Origin of the sequence: Hyphomicrobium sp. CS1BSMeth3 (assembly GCF_900117415.1) — a bacterium.
GTDB lineage: Bacteria > Pseudomonadota > Alphaproteobacteria > Rhizobiales > Hyphomicrobiaceae.
Genome location: NZ_FPEI01000006.1, coordinates 660,253 through 676,907 on the forward strand (window position 1 = coordinate 660,253; position 16,655 = coordinate 676,907).

Annotated in this window: 15 protein-coding genes; 5 read left to right on the forward strand and 10 right to left on the reverse strand. The window is 60.9% G+C overall.

Going from position 1 to position 16,655, the window contains the following annotated elements; translation table 11 throughout:
• The 8 genes from trbL to traG form a co-directional block, all read right to left on the reverse strand.
• On the reverse strand, positions 1–1,269 hold the full coding sequence (gene trbL, locus CS1BSM3_RS18215) for a P-type conjugative transfer protein TrbL (protein WP_072389284.1): 1,269 nt from the start codon (positions 1,267–1,269) through the stop codon (positions 1–3).
• A 313-nt stretch (positions 1,270–1,582) separates the two neighbouring features.
• A complete protein-coding gene (gene trbJ, locus CS1BSM3_RS18220; RefSeq protein ID WP_072389286.1) occupies positions 1,583–2,299 on the reverse strand; it encodes a P-type conjugative transfer protein TrbJ in 717 nt (238 codons plus the stop codon).
• Entirely contained in the window at positions 2,299–4,920 is a 2,622-nt protein-coding gene (trbE, locus tag CS1BSM3_RS18225; protein WP_072389288.1) for a conjugal transfer protein TrbE, read from the reverse strand. Before trbE ends, trbJ begins: the two co-directional genes overlap by 1 nt.
• The gene (locus tag CS1BSM3_RS18230) at positions 4,914–5,186 is read right to left on the reverse strand and encodes a VirB3 family type IV secretion system protein (protein WP_072389290.1); all 273 of its coding nucleotides are present in this window, start codon (positions 5,184–5,186) and stop codon (positions 4,914–4,916) included. The genes trbE and CS1BSM3_RS18230 overlap by 7 nt, the downstream gene beginning before the upstream one ends.
• Before the next feature lie 14 nt (positions 5,187–5,200).
• Positions 5,201–5,494 carry a TrbC/VirB2 family type IV secretion system protein gene (locus tag CS1BSM3_RS18235; RefSeq protein WP_072394009.1) on the reverse strand — a complete coding sequence of 98 codons (294 nt, stop codon included), beginning with the start codon at positions 5,492–5,494 and terminating at the stop codon, positions 5,201–5,203.
• Positions 5,495–5,715: 221 nt separating this feature from the next.
• Entirely contained in the window at positions 5,716–6,720 is a 1,005-nt protein-coding gene (gene trbB, locus CS1BSM3_RS18240; RefSeq protein WP_072389292.1) for a P-type conjugative transfer ATPase TrbB, read from the reverse strand.
• Complete coding sequence (locus CS1BSM3_RS18245) at positions 6,713–7,252, reverse strand: CopG family transcriptional regulator (RefSeq protein ID WP_143149266.1); 540 nt, start codon at positions 7,250–7,252, stop codon at positions 6,713–6,715. The genes trbB and CS1BSM3_RS18245 overlap by 8 nt, the downstream gene beginning before the upstream one ends.
• Positions 7,249–9,225 (reverse strand): IncP-type conjugal transfer protein TraG, encoded by a 1,977-nt coding sequence (gene traG, locus CS1BSM3_RS18250; protein WP_072389296.1) that lies wholly within the window; start codon positions 9,223–9,225, stop codon positions 7,249–7,251. Before traG ends, CS1BSM3_RS18245 begins: the two co-directional genes overlap by 4 nt.
• 723 nt (positions 9,226–9,948) lie before the next feature.
• On the opposite strand from traG, the gene CS1BSM3_RS18255 reads away from it, so the two are divergent.
• Together CS1BSM3_RS18255 and CS1BSM3_RS18260 are read left to right on the forward strand one after the other, a co-directional pair.
• Positions 9,949–10,641, forward strand: a complete 693-nt coding sequence (locus tag CS1BSM3_RS18255) for a secretin and TonB N-terminal domain-containing protein (RefSeq protein WP_143149267.1) — start codon at positions 9,949–9,951, stop codon at positions 10,639–10,641.
• Positions 10,642–11,098: 457 nt separating this feature from the next.
• Positions 11,099–11,959, forward strand: coding sequence for a LuxR C-terminal-related transcriptional regulator (locus CS1BSM3_RS18260; RefSeq protein ID WP_083528703.1), 861 nt, complete (start codon positions 11,099–11,101; stop codon positions 11,957–11,959).
• Positions 11,960–12,202: 243 nt separating this feature from the next.
• On the opposite strand, the gene CS1BSM3_RS28325 is transcribed toward CS1BSM3_RS18260, so the two are convergent.
• Complete coding sequence (locus CS1BSM3_RS28325; protein ID WP_174263694.1) at positions 12,203–12,343, reverse strand: hypothetical protein; 141 nt, start codon at positions 12,341–12,343, stop codon at positions 12,203–12,205.
• Positions 12,344–12,409: 66 nt separating this feature from the next.
• On the opposite strand from CS1BSM3_RS28325, the gene CS1BSM3_RS18265 reads away from it, so the two are divergent.
• Positions 12,410–13,009 carry an FkbM family methyltransferase gene (locus tag CS1BSM3_RS18265; RefSeq protein WP_210188806.1) on the forward strand — a complete coding sequence of 200 codons (600 nt, stop codon included), beginning with the start codon at positions 12,410–12,412 and terminating at the stop codon, positions 13,007–13,009.
• A gap of 44 nt (positions 13,010–13,053) precedes the next feature.
• Here the strand turns inward: CS1BSM3_RS18265 and CS1BSM3_RS18270 are convergent, their stop codons facing one another.
• Positions 13,054–13,719 (reverse strand): ABC transporter ATP-binding protein, encoded by a 666-nt coding sequence (locus tag CS1BSM3_RS18270; protein WP_072389302.1) that lies wholly within the window; start codon positions 13,717–13,719, stop codon positions 13,054–13,056.
• 134 nt (positions 13,720–13,853) lie between these two features.
• Between CS1BSM3_RS18270 and CS1BSM3_RS18275 the strand changes: the two genes are divergently transcribed.
• Together CS1BSM3_RS18275 and CS1BSM3_RS18280 are read left to right on the forward strand one after the other, a co-directional pair.
• Entirely contained in the window at positions 13,854–15,113 is a 1,260-nt protein-coding gene (locus tag CS1BSM3_RS18275) for a glycosyltransferase family 4 protein (RefSeq protein WP_083528704.1), read from the forward strand.
• A 53-nt stretch (positions 15,114–15,166) separates the two neighbouring features.
• Positions 15,167–16,570, forward strand: a complete 1,404-nt coding sequence (locus CS1BSM3_RS18280; protein ID WP_072394015.1) for a glycosyltransferase family 4 protein — start codon at positions 15,167–15,169, stop codon at positions 16,568–16,570.
• Positions 16,571–16,655 lie beyond the last annotated feature (85 nt).

Genomic DNA, 16,655 nt, shown 5'->3' on the forward strand with positions numbered 1-16,655 from the left:
TCAGCTCTTACTCTTGAGATCGGGCCCCGCTCCCGTGGCCGGACGATCGCCCTCGCGCAAAGTTTGCGCAGCGGCGAAACTCGCATTCCGCATTGTTTGCCGACGCGCGAGCGCCGTCGCCCACGGTGGTGCTTGGGACCCCGATGAAGGCGAAGGTGGCGGAATGTTCGAACCATCGCTGGACGGTGCGGCGGTCGCGCGGACTCCAGCGGCCGCACCTTCGCGATAGGCATCACGCACGGGATTGGTCACCGAGCCCATCGCTCGCGCCGCGGGTTCAGCCACAGTGGCGCGCGCGACGCCGGCGATACCGCCGCCTTGGTAAGAAGCAGCAACAGTGCCCGTCAGCGTGGCCGCGGACCGCACTGCTGTGCCGGCGGCGTGCCCCACCATCCGGGCGCCACCGACCGTCAGAACTCCGGACGCTGCCAGCCCCGCACCTGTACCGACGATGGCACCGGCGCCGAGTTGCGGCGCGCCCATGACGAGGCCGGCAGCGACGGCGGGAATGAAGATGGCAAGACCAAACACGGCGATCGCCGCCAGGATGATCGACGACGCGTGCTTCAACGTGATCGCGGTTCCTGGCGCTGGCACGATCGAGCCAAAGATCGTCGCCCCGATACCGACGATGATCGACAGCACCATCAGCTTGATGCCGGACGAGATCACATTGCCCAGCACCCGCTCAGCGAGAAACGCCGTATGGCCGAACAACGCGAAGGGAACCAAGATGAAGCCGGCCAACGTGGTTAGCTTGAATTCGAGGATCGTAATGAAGAGCTGCACCGCGAGCACGAAGAACGCCAGCATCACGATCAGCCACGCGACCAGAAGCACCACTATGGTCACGAAGTTCTCGAAGAAGGTCGTAAAGCCGATCAATTCTCCGGCCTTTGCCAACAACGGTTGCGACGCCGTGAACCCAGCCTCAGCCACGAACCCCGGCCGCATGAGATCCTGCGCTGTCAGGCTCGTCGCGGACGCCTTGAGACCAAGGCCCGCAAAGGAGCGAAACACAACGTCGGCCAGCGATTGAAAGTTGTTGAGCAGGAGCGCGAAGAAGCCGACGTACAGAACCTTCTTGATCAGCTGCGCCGGGACATTGTCCTCGCCGTGAAGCGCCCAGAAGAGACCTGCCAGTACGATATCCAGAGCGACCATGATGGTCGTCAGAAAGGCGACGTCACCGGCCAGCAATCCGAACCCGCTGTCGATGTAGCGACCGAACGTCTCCGTGAACCGGTCAATAATGTTGAGATCATCCATCGAGACAAAGCTCCCCCCTCAGCATCCGCACAGGCGGCGCTGGTCGACGCGTTCGGTAGTCTGGTCAGATCTTCAGGACGTCATCATCACGGTGGCGACCGAGGTCGCTGCGCGAGCGGGGCCATGCTGGGAGCATGCGGCCGGCATGCCCCCGCAGCCAATTGGCGAGGAACCCGCCAGACCGACCGTGCTTTGAAACCCACAAGAAGGAGGGGGTTCCGGGGAAACATCCCCATCGTGCCGAAGACGCGTCTCCGACACGACGCGAACAGGGTCTGCAGAGCGCTTGCGAAGCGAATTTCTGTTACATGCATCACTGCCCCCGTGTGTACGCCCGGCCATCGCCGAGGAAGGATTTGAACTGCTGACGGGCCTCCTCTTGCGCGGTCACCGCTCGAGACCGATCGATGGTCTCTGCCCGTGCCTGAGCAGCGAGTAGCGCCTGCAGTTGGAGCGCCTGTTTGATGTTGAGGGCGGTGAGCTCGTTGCCAGCCTGGGCCGCCTGCAGGGTGCCGACCGATCCGTCAGAGCGCGCAACAATGTCTGCCAGCAGCCGGGCATCAGCGGTCGAATTCTCCGCGACCTGACCTTGCAGGAGCGCCGCGCGCCTGAAGGCGGCGTGTGTCTCCTCCCAGCGGGCACGCGATTGCCGCAAGATCTCGTCGCTCGACAGACTGTCGGCAAACGCCGTCGGAAACAGACGCGTGAACGCGGCATCAGTGTCCTGGACCCTGAGGGAGATGGCATTGCCCGCGGCGACCTGCCGCTGCAGCTCGCCAAGAACCAGAGAGAGTTGCGGCGAAATGCTGCCGGGCAGCGTCTGAAGATGGCGCTCCATGTTGAGCAGCATCTGCGCCTGGTTCTGCAGCTGACGAATCTGGTTGTTGACGGCATCGAGTGCGCGCAGTGCCGAGAGCAGGTTCTGCTGATAATTGGCGGGATCGAATACCGTTAGCTGCGCGTGGGCCGGTGAGCTGAGTGTGATCGCGGCCAGGGCCACCGCCGACACGGTAAGTTTGAGGCGACGCATCACCGGCGCTCTCCTTTCCTCTTTCCGGCAAGAACACGGTACGGCGACAGCCGGTCTGACAAGGCTGCACCGCCCGGGAGACCCGGCAAAGGAGCTTGATCTGTCTTGGTCCCGAACTTTTGCCGTGCGGCGTCCGGTAGCGGCGGTGGTGTGGTGCGAGGCGGTGCCGAGCCATCGAATTCAGCACCGTCCTCGGGCTGCGCGGCCGCGCCCGACGTGTGTTCAATCAGTTCGGCCGCCCAATCCAATCCCTTGGCGCGCAGGAAGTTCGCGGCGAATGCTCCGGAAATTGCCTCAGCCGCCGTGTTGTCGATCAGGCGCTGATCTTCGGGCGACGACGCGCCTGTGAAGGCCAAACCAACCGGCCCCAGGCCGAGCTCGAACACGCGGTTTCCACGTGCGGTCTGCGCGTAGTAGTCGCGCTTTGGAATAGCACGCGACAGGATCTCGATTTGGCGCTCATTGAGGCCGAAGCGCTCATAGATGGAACGTACCTGCGGCTCGAGAGCACGATCGTTTGGCAGCAGGATGCGGGTCGGACAGCTCTCAATCAGAGCCGGTGCAATCGACGAGCGCTCGATATCGGCGAGTGATTGCGTCGCAAACACCACAGACACGTTCAGCTTGCGCAAGGTCTTGAGCCATTCCCGAATGCGGGCTGCAAACAACGGATCGTCCAGGAACACCCAGGCCTCATCGAGAACAAGCATCGTCGGCCGCCCGTCGAAACGAGCTTCCAAACGATGGAACAAGTAGGTCAGCACAGGGACCATGAGGCGCTTGGCCTGCATCAAGCCATCCATCTCGAAGTGCAGAACGTCCGCGAGGTCGAGGGTCTCCTTGGCACCGTCAAGAAGTCGGCCATAGGGCCCTTCCAACGTGTACGGTGACAGCGCCGCCACGAGTGCGCTCGATTGCATCAAAACAGCCAAGCCCGTCAGTGTGCGCTCAGACTTTGGTGCCGACGCCAGGCTCTGCAGCGCCGTCCACACCGTATCCTTGATCTCCGGCGTGATGCTGACACCTTCATTGATGAGGAGGCCGACCACCCATTCCAGCGCAAAAGCCAGATCTCCAGGATTGTCGATGTTAGCAAGTGGCTGGAACGCGACGTCGCCATCGAGCGCAAGGTCCACTGCGCGGCCGCCCATCGCGAGCACTGCCGCCCGTGTCGACCGTCCCTTGTCGAAGATCGCCACCTGGGCGCTGGCAAAGCGTCTGAACTGCAGCGCCAGCAATGCAAGCAATACGGATTTGCCCGAGCCCGTCGGTCCAACCACCAAAGTGTGACCAACATCACCGACATGAAGATCAAGGCGGAAGGGCGTGCTGCCGCGCGTCTGAGTCATCATCAGTGGTGGCGATCTGAGATGCGCATTGACTTCAGGCCCGGCCCACACCGCCGACAGCGGCATTATGTGCGCCAAGTTGAGGGTGTGAATCACGGGCTGGCGCACGTTCGCGTAAGGATTGCCAGGAAGACTGCCGAGCCAGGCCTCGACCGCGTTCAACGTCTCGCGGATGGTCACGAAGCCGCGCGCGTTGATGACCCGCTCGATCGCCAGCATCTTGTCGTTAGCCCGCTGCGGATTTTCATCAGACACAACCAATGCTGTCGTGACGAAGCCAAAAGCCACATCATCCGAGCCGAGCTCCTGTAGTGCCTCGTCGGCATCGAAGGTCTTGTTGCTTGCATCAGAGTCGAGCAGTGCCGTCTCGCGATTGAACATCACCTCGCGCAAGATGGCCCCGACAGACTTCCGCTTTGAAAACCACTGACGGCGCATCTTCGTCAGATGTCGCGTGGCCTCGTCCTTGCCAAGCGCAATCCATCGTGTCGCCCACCGATAGGCGAAGCCAAGATCGTTCAACGCATCGAGCAGCCCCGGGCTCGTCGTGCTCGGGAAACCCAGCACCGTCAGGACCCGCATGTGCTGCTCGCCAAGCATCGGCTCGACACCTCCGGTGAGCGCCGTATCACACAGGATTGCATCGAGGTGCATCGGGATCTGCGGCATCTGCAGGGGGTGACGTCGCGTCGATACCGTTCCATGGAGATAGGTCAGCGTCTCGGCGTCATCGAGCGCCTCAATTTCCGGCAAGAAGCTACCAAGGAGTTCGAGGGCGCGGTCGGTCTCCGTGAGGAAGGCCTCCAGATGCACGCGCGGATCGACCATACTCGGGCTCTTGTTGGCGCGTTCGAAGAAAATGCGCTCCGTCCTGCTCGAAGCGTCCGCCGGCGGCAGAAAGAGAAACGTGAGGTAGTAGCGGCTTTCGTGATGGGCGCCTTCTTCGAGAAAGGCCGCTTTGCGTTCCTCGTCGACCAGCCAGGATGCTGGATCGCCGAATCGGCCACGTGGATAGCTAGCCGCCGGCACGCGCTCTGCCTCAAAGAACAGCGCCCAGCCCGAGCCGAAGCGCTTCAGGACGTTGTTGATGCGTGCGGTCACCGACACCAACTCGGCCTCTGTCGCGCTGTCGAGATCAGGTCCGCGATAACGCGCGGTCCTCTGAAAACTTCCATCCTTGTTCAGCACGACGCCGGGAGCGACCAGACACGCCCACGGCAGATAGTCGGCAAGGCAGGTCGCCTTGCGGCGGTATTCAGCAAGGTTCAGCATGTGAGCGCTCCCTTGTGGCGGGCATGACGGGACAGCACGGTCAAGAACTCGGGATCGGCCTTGGTGACCCACACGGCGATGGCGTGCCCCACGATCCAGATCAGCAAGCCGGCAAGCCAGAGGCGCAGCCCAAGCCCGATGGAGGCTGCGAGCGTTCCGTTGAGAATGGCAAAGCCGCGCGGCGCACCCGCAATCAAAATAGGATCCGTCAGCGAGCGGTGGAGAGGCACGGTGTAACCGGGGATGTCATTTGGATGATGCAGCATGAGCCGGTGCTCCCTTAGATCATCGCGCCGCCGGCGAACTGGAAGAACGACAAGAAGAACGAAGTCGCCGCGAACGCGATGGTCAGGCCGAACACCACCTGAACAAGTCGCCTGAACCCGCCCGACATGTCGCCGAACGCGAGACTGAGCCCGGTAACGATGATGATGACGACCGCACACACCTTCGCCACCGGTCCTTCGATCGATTCCAGGATCTGGTTCAGCGGCGTCTCCCACGGCATGCCGGAGCCGGCAGCAGCAGCAGGCGTGCAGACCGCAATGAGCAAGCAGGTTCCGATCGCTGGGATGGAAAGAAATCGCTGCGCGAACGGGCTGCCGCCCCGACCCGCGTCGTGTCGGAGACGCGCCTTCAGCACGATGGGGATGGTTCCCCCGAAGCCCCTCCTTCTTATGAGCTTCAAAAACCGGGCGATGTGGCGGGTGTCCCGACAGCGGGGCGCGGGGTCATGTCGGAGAAATGCTTTCAGCATGGCCCCGCCAGCGGAGCGACCAGATGCGCTCGGTGCCATCATTGCACCCTCTCCGCTTCCACGGCCCGGAGTGTCGGCACCGCGAGTGGGTTCAGGACGTAGTTCTCATCATCGTCGATGCCGGCGACCTCCACGATTGTCTCAACGCGGCGAGTGCCGCCGCGGCCGTTGAGAAAGACGACGATGTCGATAGCTTCGATGATCAAATCGCACGGGATGGTGACGACGGCCTCCTGGATCAGCTGCTCGATCCTTGAGAGGCCGGCAGCAGCCGAGTTGGCGTGGATGGTCGTCAGCCCACCCGGATGACCAGTATTCCAGGCCTTGAGCATGTCGAGCGCTTCGGGGCCACGCACCTCGCCAACGATGATCCGGTCAGGGCGCAGCCTAAGTGTCGAGCGAACGAGATCGGCGAGGCTGGCCACCCCGGATTTGGTCCGCAGCGAGACACAGTCCGGCGCAGTACAACGGAGCTCTCGCGTATCCTCGAGGATGATCACGCGATCGCCGGACACAGCGATCTCGGCGAGCAGAGCATTGAGGAGAGTCGTCTTGCCGGAGGAAGTCCCGCCGACCACAACAATATTCTTGCGCTCGGATATCGCGGCCTTGAGGACATCGGCCTGCAATGGCGTCATGATGCGCGCCGTTACGTAGTCGGCAAGGCGATAGAGAACATCGGCAGGCTTGCGGATGGAGAAACACGGCGCTCGGGAAATTGGCGGCACCACACCCTCAAATCGATCGCCGGTATCGGGAAGTTCCGCCGAGACGATCGGCGCCCGCTCGTGCACTTCTCGGCGGACGTGAGCCGCAACGAGACGAATGATGCGCTCTGCCTCTGCCGGCCCGATCCGCGCGCCAGTATCCACGCGTCCGACCCGCGCCATGTCGATCCATAGACGACCATCGGGATTGACCATCACCTCGATGACATTCGGATCCTCAAGGGCCGCGGCGATCGATGGTCCGAAGGCTGTGCGAAGCATCTGGCGGCGGCGAACGCGCGCTTCCTCGGCGCCCGGCAGTAGAACATCAGGCATGATGTGTATCCTCTCGCTGGGTCTGCGCATTGCCGGTCGGAGGCGTGGCCGTGTAGCGATCGGCTTCGGCGTGTTCTTGCCGTGGTCGAAGGGGGCCGTCGTCGATCGCATCAGCCAAAAGATCCGGGTTGTTGGCAACGACGCTCTCGAGAACCTCGGAGAACAGCCTATGATCGCTGGCGAGACGCCGCCCGATTTGTGCGACGAACACCTCGAAGCGTTCCCGGCCTAGTGCACGGGCAGCATCCTGTTCAGTCTTGGGCACTGGCGGCGTGACGGTGAGGAAGTAGCGGACATAGAGCGACAACGTTTCAGTGACGATCGCCACATCGCGCTGGACGTCACCAAGACCTTTGACGAGGCCATCCATGCGCCGCAGCAGCGCCTCGTCATGCTTCTGAATGCGACCGGGATCGAGCTGACGGTCCAAGGCCTGTTCGATCAAGGCAGACTTGGTGCCTGGCACTTTGGAAATCGCATCGAAGCGATTGGCCAATGGCTTGGAGAGATAGACGGTATAGCGCTTCTTCATGAGGACCATCCCTCGTTTGGAAACGACAGTTGCGCAGTCGGAGCAGCCCGGCGCGTCCGTCGGCGACGTGGCTCATCGATGATAAGATCCGTGTCGCGCTCGCGCGGCGCCGCAGCTGCCTGCATAGAGGGCTGCGCCTGCGGTACCTCGGTGGCGTGGCCGTCGTTACTTGGTTCGACCGTAACCAGATCACCCCATTGTTTCACCAACCGCTCATCGCTCCCCCAAGTGCGCGTGCCCCAAACGTCGCTCGGGCGTTTGTAGTGGATGGGCGTCGATGCCTTTGCTGCGGGCAAGCAGCGCGCGACGAGATTGCGATCGTCGAAATACCTCAGTTTCTTGGCCCGGATCGGCGGACAGCCCGAAGCAAAGATCAGGGCTTCATCGACCGGCAGCTGCATGACCTCACCGGGCGTCAGCAGCGGTCGTGCTGTTTCCTGTTCGGATATGCTGGTGTGACCGAGCCATGGCGACAGCCGCTTGCCGGCGAGGTTCCGCTGCGCGCGAATCTCCGTCTTCGTGCCGAGCGCATCGGAAAGACGTTTCGCAGTTCTTTCGTCATTTGCGGCGAACGCGATCCGCACGTGGCAATTGTCGACGATCGCGTTGTTGTTGCCATAGGCCTTCTCGATCTGGTTCAAGGATTGGGCAATCAAGTAGGCGCGTACGCCATATCCGGCCAGGAAGGCGAGCGAACCCTCGAAGAAATCAAGGCGGCCAAGTGCTGGGAACTCGTCGAGCATCAAGAGTAGGCGGCGACGCGAAACGTTGCTGTTGTCCTTGAGTTCCTCGGTCAGACGGCGCGCGATCAGGTTCAGCATCAGCCGCATGAGGGGACGCGTGCGCGACAAGTCCGATGGAGGCACAACAAGGTAGAGGGAGATCGCACGTGAGCCGTCCATAAGGTCTGAAATGGCCCAGTCGCTGCTGCTCGTGTTCTTGGCGATGAGCGGATCGCGATAGAGGCTCAGCAAGCTGACCGCGGTTGACACCACGCCCGATCGCTCATTCGGGACTTTGTTCAGGACCTCGCGGGCGTACTCAGCCACTTGCGGATGAACTTGCGGTGCCTCCTCAGAGCCGACGTGGTTGGTGGTCATCATGGCCCAAAGAGTGCGGTCGATCGATCGTGATGGATCTGACAGCAGCCGTGCCACGCGGGCGAGCGTCTTCTCCTCCTCCGCATACAGGACATGAAGTATGGTGCCGACCAACAGCGCGTGCGCCGTTTTCTGCCAGTGATCCCGTACCTCCCGACTGCCGTCCGGATCGACCAGAATGTCGGCGATGTTCTGAACGTCGCGCACCTCGTTCGGACCTTTGCGCACCTCGAGCAGAGGATTGAAGCGAGCGGAATCCTGCGCGGTCGGATCGAACTTGAAGCAATCTGAGCCGCGTGCTCGCCATCCCGATGTGAGCTGCCAGTTTTCACCCTTAATGTCATGGATGACCGCAGACTCCGGCCAGGACAGCAGTGTTGGAACAACCAAGCCGACACCCTTGCCGGAGCGCGTTGGTGCCACCGCAAGCACATGATGCGGACCGTCATCGCGAAGATACTCTTCGTCGATCTGCCCAAGCATCACGCCGCGATCTGCAATGAGGTGCGCTGCGCGCATGTCGGCGATGTCCGCCCAGCGGGCGGAGCCGTAGGTCGTTACGACCTTCCGTCTCGACGCCCGCCAGGCGGCTCCCCCTATGCTGAATCCGCCACCAATCAGCGCGCCAGCAACGGCGATGAGTCCGGCGGTATCGAATACGCGCGGGGCGATGTGGCCGTAGGTCAGCCACCAAGGGAACAGCTGCCACGGTGCATAGACCGGCCAATTGAGCAGGGAGAGCCATGCCGATCCGAGTGCCGGATGAAAGCCAAGCATGGCCGCAGCCCATTGGGTCGCGAGCCACACGCTGAAGACAACGGATATGGCGGTTGCGGCGCCGTAGCCAACCGAATGCCGAACAGTAAATGTCATCGCCTACCTCGAAGAGCACGAACGGTATGGCGACAACGGTGCGGGCGGACGGATGCCCTTTCAATGAAGATCGCGGGATGCTTCAGTAATGGACAGTAGGTCCGTAAAGCTTGCGAGACTTTGGTGTGCCGCTGACATATTCGACTTTACGCAGCGGTCAGACGAGCTGCCCGGGGAACTATGAAGAGCCCAGACCCGTTTGCCACTCCCCTTCAGGTTTTGCAGCCAGATGATGCAGGCGCCGAAAAATATCGCAGCCAAGGCTTGAGATGCTCTGTGCATACGGCTGTCTACGATCAAGGCGACCTAGCGCGTACGGAAACGGCAAGATCGTGAGCGACACTTGGATTGTGGCCTCTGCAGCCAAGTCAGTCGCCACCGAAGTTTGAAAGAGCCCCATAGCGGGAAGAGCTGGAGCGACGTCGCTCTCCGGTATCACGCTAGAGCGTCAATGCCTTTCTGGTGGTCAATGCTGCCGTGCCATCAACCAACATCGCTCATATCAACCCTCCTTTGATCACATCGGGGCTGATCATTTGCGCTGGCTGCACGAGAAGCCGATTGTGATGGCCAAAAGATTCTTGGCCACAATTGATGTGCGATCCCACCATTTCTCACGGCGGCCAGAGCACCGTCTAGTTTGCTTCGGACAAAATCGAGCGGCCGTGCCAAAAGAGAGCCCAGTGTTTTGCGACGGACTTGGCCTTTCTCGGAGACGGACGCGTGGCGAGCCTGAAGCGTCCGATAGGACACCGCACCTGCAGGTTGGTCTCGTGGTGCGCGATGATCGTATTTGCCGTCGTCGCGCTCACATCGGCGCCGCAGCTCGCCGCCCGACAACGGTCCGAAGGCGCGCAGGTCTATGACATTCCAGCCCAACATCTCGATAGCGCACTGGACCGCTACATCCGAGTTAGCGGGATGCAAGTTCTCTACGAGGCTATCACGACGGCTAAGCGCCGATCAGCTCCGGTCAATGGCCGCTTTACGCCAGAGGCCGCGCTCACCACGCTTCTCGGTGGAACTGGGCTTACGGCCGTACGCACCGACTTCAATGCCTTCATTATCGTCCGCCCATCGCCAGAAAATCCTGGCATCGGCAACGGCACGCCGCCCCGACCAAGCACGCAGTTCCTCGCTGCCCTTCAGAGAGGTGTTCTCGACGCGCTATGCCGCAATACGAGCACACGACCCGGCGACTACAGATTGGCAATCGAGCTCTGGATTTCCCAAACTGGAGCGATTGAACGCAGCGCGCTCATCGGCTCGACAGGGAACCTCGCCCGCGACGAGATGCTCGTCGCGGCTTTGCGCGGGGCCAAGATCGGTATGGCGCCACCGGCCAACGTTCCGCAACCACTCGTCCTGACCATCGCCCAGCGGTCCCCACGTCAGACCGGCGATTGCGGCGCGTGAATTCCGGGCGCTCAGGCGTTCTGAGAGTAGCCGTGTCTCATGGGACTTGCACACTATCATGACAGTTGCTCGCTTAGGTCGTGCTCTGGTGCGAACAACTGGTGCAACCAGGCCACATTCGCTGCCCAATAGACCTGAGAATGGGCGTCGAATGCGCCCCACATCAGAAATCCATCGAGATGGGATTCGCACCCGGCCGCGCCGATACGTCCAAGAAGTATCAAGGCAGTTTGGTTACCGCGCAGCCCATGTGGTCGCGCCGAAAGACCAATACGTTCAGAAGGCGTTCTATGATCGACGTACTGCGTATCACGTCTGGGGCTGCCCAGTCTTGGCCGCACTTGCGGCTGTGGCGCCATGTTGAGACGGCAATGGCACCGCGCGGTGCCCACTTTGGCGAAATCCGAAAGCAGAAGAGGCACGCCTTCGAGGCAAACGCGCTTCCGGGGAGCGCACCATGAGCCTCGATATTGTTGCGGTACTGAGCGGTACAGCCGAGGTGCTACCGGCGTCCGCGCCGCCGCTGGGCTATTGTGCTGGCGAGGACCGCAATACACCGAAGCGTACTTCTGGTTCGCGCTATTCAGCTACGCTCTCGGCAGATGCCGCAGCTGCCCAGCATTGCCATCTTTGCGAAGCGTTACACGACATGGCGAGCGCATATGGAGCACGCGGCGGCATCTACGTACATTTTGGCCACGCGATCCATACTCCTGAAACGGAGGAGATCGTGCCGGCACGCTTCGTGGCTTCGTCTGCCACAGATCGCCGCTTCTTCTTTCAGGAAGGAAGCCTATCTCTCGATCAGGTCGCCCGTCGCGCGATGCGCGCCCATACGCCCTTTACTTGGTCTAGTTCGTGCGACACAGGCACAAGCCCAGCTGAGCTATCGCTGGGTGGGCGCCTGAGAGCCAGAGCGATCCAAGGTGGAATAGCCATCCCGGTGCAGGATTATGCTGCCGGTCCGGCTTTCATCAACCTCTACTACAACGCGTTTGTCTCCGCGGCTGAGGCGCAGGAAATCGTAACAAGCCGTGCGCCCGAGCTATCATATGCGGCCGCTTACTTTCATCAGCGCGCCAAGGACGAGATTGTCAGCGACATCGGTGATGGCACCCTGCCTGCGCTGACTCTGCGAGAAGTTGAGTCCTTACGCCTCGCTGCTTTGGGAAAGACGGTGAACGAAATTGCCGAATTCCTCGAGGTCAAGCCACGCACCATCGAGTTCCATCTGAAGAACGCAGCAGAGAAGCTCGGGGCGCCGAATAAGCTGCGTGCCGTTGTGGTCGCCATGCGCTGTGGGCTGATCGAGGCATGAGAGGAACTCCCGGGAGTGCCGCTATCAAATACGTGCTGCTCCAAGAATCTTGGGCGGCAGCAGCGGAAACGCTGCAGATCGTCCCGCCCACCGGAGCCGCGACAGCGCGATGGAGGCGCTTGCGCCTACGAATAGGGGATAGCCATTAGCGGAATCTCTGCCTTCGTTAGTCTATTTGGCGTCCGTGCAGCTTGGCCGGACGATCGGCTAACGGCGCCGTTGTTCGATCTTCGACAAATCTCGCTAGGCTCCCGCCGACAGAGAGAAGCTCGCATTCGTGCGCTCTGCCACACTGTGGATGTTGGTGATCAGACGGTGCTGTGTCGCGTCCTCGGTCGCTACAAGATGCTTGTCGACGCCGCCGATCGCGGCCTGTCTCCTCATCTCATGCTCGATGGCTTCTGGGAAATGTGGCTTACTGAGGCCATAGTGGATGCTGTGCGCCCAGGCATGACAGTCGTCGATATCGGCGCAAATCTCGGCTACTTCACGCTCCTCATGGCCGACCTCGTGGGTCCAACGGGTCGCGTACATGCCTTCGAGCCCAATCCGCCGATCACGGCTCGGCTCAGACAATCCGTCTCGCTCAACGGTTTTGCGGATCGGACCGTCATCCACGAATGTGCACTTGGTGACACCGATCATCGGGACATGCTCCTCGTTTGCCCGAAAGGCGAGCCCAAAAATGCACATCTCGTGAACCCGTCCAAATCAGGACGCGTGCAGGACGGAATCCCGCTCAAGACTAGCCGTTTGGATAGTTTCGAGGAGATCGTCCATTCGGATGTCATCAAGATTGATGCCGACGCTGCGGAAGAGGCAATCTGGAGAGGCATGACGCGGCTTGTTACGTCGAACAGGCCGACCACGGTTTTCCTGGAGTACGCTAGCGCACGCTATGCAGTGCCGGACGCGTTTCTTGGTGACATCCAGAGTGCGGGATTTTCGCTCTGCCGACTTAGTCATGATCACGGGATTCAAGAGGTGTCGCGAACCGACGTGCTCGGGGCGCCAGCGCATGTCGATCAGATGCTGGTTCTGCGCCGATGATGGGACACTGTCTCGAACGGCGAAACTCTCCTCTCACAGTGTCCCTATGCTGCCGAGGTCTGCAGCCGTGCGTGCGTCGCGATCGCCTCCTCGAGATCATCGAACATCATCAGACGTCCGCCATGCAGCACCGCTCCGCGAGTGCAGAAAGTCCGCAGAGTCCGGGGATCATGACTGACCATGATCAACGTACCTGTGCTGCGACGGTACATCAGAGCTTCATAGCACCGCTTCCTGAACCGCTCGTCGCCGGCCGCGGTGACCTCGTCAACGAGATAAACGTCAAATTCTATTGCGAGCGAAATGCCGAACGCCAGGCGCGCCGACATGCCGGCCGAATACGTCTTGATCGGCTGCCGAAAGTACGGTCCGAGCTGTGCGAAGTCCTCGACGAAGTCCAGGAGCGGCGCGATCGGACGGCGATAAATGCGCGCGATAAAACGGGCGTTGTCAGCACCAGTCAGACTTGCTTGGAAGCAACTCGTGTAGCCGATCGGCCAGGAAATCGAAAAGCCGCCGCGGTCGATGAGGCCGGCAGTCGGATGCTCCACGCCGGCGATGATTTTCATCAGCGTGGACTTGCCGGCTCCATTGGCGCCGAGAATGGCAAGTGCTTCACCACGGGCAACCGAGAGATCAACTCCGTCAAGCACGCGCTTGGTGAGTTTGTGTCCGTGATAGACCTTGGAAACCTGATCGAGCACCAGCATCGCGACACCTCATACCTGCAGTATCATAACTCGAGAGGGTCGTGACGTGTAGCAAAGAGTGAAGTCGCGGAATGAATAATTGCCCTCAAACATACTGAGTTTCCAACAAGAAGCTCGGCCGTCTCGTTGCTGTCATGGATATGCGCCTCCACTCGGAAGGAACACTGAACGAGACGCTCCTGAGGCGGATCTATGATCCGCATTACGTGCACACACTGCCGTCTGATGGTGCGCCCGTACAGGTCTGCGTCGATCGGCGAATGCTGGGCAGTTACGGCACGGGCGTTGCTGTCTATGCTGAGGTGCTCGCATCCTGTCTTGAAGCCGCTGGCGCAAGCCCTGCCTTCTTGAGTGCAGGTACTCAGAGCAGAACAAGTGCGGCAGCTGCACGATTGAAGCGTTGGACGTCCGCATTGCGCGGAGGTGTTCGGCGCGCTGCCACAAGCACGGCGGACGCCTCGCTTTCGGATGCCGCCCTTGAGGTCAGTGACGTATTTCGAGAGGCGCAGGTCTTCTTCAATATTCATGGTCGGCTATTGCCGATCGTATGCGAGGTACCGCCAAAGGTGATGCACTGGACATATCCTGTGCCGCTCTACGTCAGAGATGCCAAGAACCTCTACACCATCCATGATCTCATCCCGTTGCGCGAACCAAGCCTGACCTCGATCGCCCCTCTCCGACACGCTCGCCTGCTGCAACGGATTGCCGAGGTTGCAGAGAGGTATGTCACCGTCTCGGAGACTGTGCGTGCTGAAGTTATCGCTCATTTCGGCTGCGCGCCGGAGCGGGTCATCAATACTTACCAGGCTGTCCGCGCGCCTCTACAGCGTGATCCCTCGTTGCCGGCTGGCTTGGTGCCCGGCGCCTATTTCCTGTTCTGCGGTACCGTCGAGCGCCGCAAGAATCTAGGGCGCCTCATTGCGGCACATGCCCAAAGCGGCATTGCCACACCTCTTGTAATCGTAGGTCCGGAGGGGTTGGGCGCTGAAGATATTATTCGAGATGCCGTACAAAGCCGGCGTGTTCTGCGCCTTCCCTGGCAAGAACGATCCATTCTTATTGCATTGATCCGACAGGCACGAGCATTGTGCTTTCCGAGCCTTGCCGAAGGTTTTGGACTCCCGATCGCCGAGGCTATGACACTCGGCGCGCCTGTCTTGACATCCAATCGTGGAGCGCTCGCAGAGATCGCTGGCAACGCCGCTCTGACAGTAGACCCATACGACACGACGGAAATGAGTGCTGCGTTGCGCCAACTCGACGGTGACGGCCAATTGCGCGCCCGCCTACGTGCCGCAGGTTTTCTACGCGCCCGCATGTTCTCGCCAACGGCCTATTCTGGTCGGCTGCAAGCGCTTTACGCGGACGTCACGCAACCTCCAACGGGGTAATCAACAGACGTGAGCTCAATCCCAGCCAAACTAGGACGGTGATGGCAGAGACAATGCACAACGGATCGCCATTCCGAGTCGGCGTTGACGGCTACAACATGGCAATGGCGCGTGGCACCGGTGTTGCCACCTATGGCCGCGTGCTCGGCCGGACCCTCAATGCCATAGGCCATCCCCTTGATGGCATCTTTGGTCTCGATGTCGACCACGCTGCTCCGCAGGCTTTGCGTGAAGTGCTGTTCTTTGGCGCTCTCAGTGCCGAACCGCCGGCAGAGCCACCCAAACTGACACTCCGGCGGCTCATTCGGCGCAGTTTCATCTCGCCAATGCCTCGCCATCTCGTCGAAGTGCAGCGCACAGGGCATGTGGTTGGTGAAGCCTTTGCGGAGCGATTGCCGGCGTTCGATCGCCTTTTCACTCTTGGCAATCTCTTCGACGTAGCTGTGCGCTACTTCCGGCGTTACCGACAATTTATGCCCGTCGTCGTCCCGGCACCGCCCGCCGTAATGCATTGGACCTATCCCGTACCTGTCCACCTGAAGGGCGCTGCTAACGTCTACACTATTCATGACCTCGTTCCGCTGCGGTTGCCGCACACGTCGACCGAGGACAAGCGCTATCATTTTCGACTGATCGAAACCTGCCTGCGCGAAGCCGCGCATGTCTGCACGGTATCAGAAGCCTCGCGCAACGACATCCTGGCCATGTTCCCTGCGACCGATCCGGCGCGTGTGACCAACACCTATCAGGCTGTGACAGCACCTGCGTCTGCAGAAGTCCTGACTGAGGATGAGCTCCGGGGACAGCTGCGCAATCTGTTCGATCTCGCTCTCGGCGACTACTTTTTGTACTTCGGGGCGCTTGAGCCCAAAAAGAATATCGGACGATTGATTGAAGCCTATCTTTCCGCCGAGAGCGAAACGCCGCTCGTTATCGTCGGCGGTCGTGCGTGGCGCTCAGAGCATGAGCTGAGACTGCTGAACGGTGCCCACGGCACGGGATTGAGAAACGCCGCGCGTATTCGCCAGTTGGACTACTTGCCAGAAAGTCTGCTCATGAGGCTAGTACGCGGGGCGCGCGCAGTCCTGCTTCCCTCGCTCTACGAAGGCTTTGGATTACCAGTGCTCGAAGCCATGATGCTGGGGGTCCCCGTCATGACCTCGATAACGAGCTCACTTCCCGAAGTTGCTGGCGACAGCGCGGTGATGGTCGACCCGTACAGCGTGGCATCGATTGCGAAGGCCCTTCGGCAACTGGACAGCGACGCGGAGTTGCGTGCGCGTCTCTCACAGGCAGGACCGCAACAAGCGGCGCAGTTTTCTACTGGAGCTTATATGACTCGGCTGACGGCGCTGTATTCTCAGGCAATGGCTGCGCACTCGGCTACGCAAGGCCCCCCTTGGATACGCGCGGGCTCAAGCATCGCCGAGCCCGCGTTTTACCGACCCCCTGCCTAGCACCGGCCTTGCGGCGAAATCGCAACTGCTAAGACCTATTTCAGCTACCTGCGGGAAACCACAGGCTCGCCGGAACCGGATCTGG

What these genes read in the sequence shown, in the direction of transcription:
- trbL (WP_072389284.1), bottom strand. Translation starts at nt 1,269, where the DNA reads ATGGATGATCTCAACATTATTGACCGGTTCACGGAGACGTTCGGTCGC.
- CS1BSM3_RS18230 (WP_072389290.1), bottom strand. Translation starts at nt 5,186, where the DNA reads ATGCTGCATCATCCAAATGACATCCCCGGTTACACCGTGCCTCTCCAC.
- traG (WP_072389296.1), bottom strand. Translation starts at nt 9,225, where the DNA reads ATGACATTTACTGTTCGGCATTCGGTTGGCTACGGCGCCGCAACCGCC.
- trbJ (WP_072389286.1), bottom strand. Translation starts at nt 2,299, where the DNA reads ATGCGTCGCCTCAAACTTACCGTGTCGGCGGTGGCCCTGGCCGCGATC.
- trbE (WP_072389288.1), bottom strand. Translation starts at nt 4,920, where the DNA reads ATGCTGAACCTTGCTGAATACCGCCGCAAGGCGACCTGCCTTGCCGAC.
- CS1BSM3_RS18245 (WP_143149266.1), bottom strand. Translation starts at nt 7,252, where the DNA reads ATGAAGAAGCGCTATACCGTCTATCTCTCCAAGCCATTGGCCAATCGC.
- CS1BSM3_RS18270 (WP_072389302.1), bottom strand. Translation starts at nt 13,719, where the DNA reads ATGCTGGTGCTCGATCAGGTTTCCAAGGTCTATCACGGACACAAACTC.
- CS1BSM3_RS18265 (WP_210188806.1), top strand. Translation starts at nt 12,410, where the DNA reads ATGACAGTCGTCGATATCGGCGCAAATCTCGGCTACTTCACGCTCCTC.
- CS1BSM3_RS18280 (WP_072394015.1), top strand. Translation starts at nt 15,167, where the DNA reads ATGCACAACGGATCGCCATTCCGAGTCGGCGTTGACGGCTACAACATG.
- CS1BSM3_RS18275 (WP_083528704.1), top strand. Translation starts at nt 13,854, where the DNA reads ATGGATATGCGCCTCCACTCGGAAGGAACACTGAACGAGACGCTCCTG.
- CS1BSM3_RS28325 (WP_174263694.1), bottom strand. Translation starts at nt 12,343, where the DNA reads ATGAGGAGACAGGCCGCGATCGGCGGCGTCGACAAGCATCTTGTAGCG.
- CS1BSM3_RS18260 (WP_083528703.1), top strand. Translation starts at nt 11,099, where the DNA reads ATGAGCCTCGATATTGTTGCGGTACTGAGCGGTACAGCCGAGGTGCTA.
- trbB (WP_072389292.1), bottom strand. Translation starts at nt 6,720, where the DNA reads ATGCCTGATGTTCTACTGCCGGGCGCCGAGGAAGCGCGCGTTCGCCGC.